Here is a 290-nt window from a genome sequence, read left to right as displayed (position 1 = left end):
GGGTGTGTAATCTTCAAGTTTCTAAGAAGGTACGGGTATATTCGGTGTTCAAGACTGCGCTTACTCAGGTTTGGACCAGGTGTGATCCCGGCGATTCCCATTTCCCTCATGTGGCGCTGTACAGCCTTTCGGTTGATGACCAAACCTTCGGCATTCAGTAAAGCAGCAATGCGCCTGGAGCCGTAATAGGGATGTTTGGTGTAGATTTCATCAATCCGATGTTTGATAAACAATTCTTCAGGAGACGGCCCGACTGGCTTGTAGTACAGGCTTGAACGGTTCAGGCTCAA

General features: G+C 48.6%; 1 protein-coding gene. It reads right to left on the bottom strand.

Annotated elements, in window-relative coordinates; all coding sequences use genetic code 11:
* Positions 1 to 290 (bottom strand): IS3 family transposase (locus IC21_RS13220; protein ID WP_035181009.1); only part of this gene is annotated, 290 nt, incomplete at both ends.

Origin of the sequence: Heyndrickxia coagulans DSM 1 = ATCC 7050, assembly GCF_000290615.1 — a bacterium.
Lineage (GTDB): Bacteria > Bacillota > Bacilli > Bacillales > Bacillaceae_C > Weizmannia > Weizmannia coagulans.
Note: the sequence above shows the minus strand (reverse complement) of the source record. Positions and strands in the feature narration are given on the sequence as shown.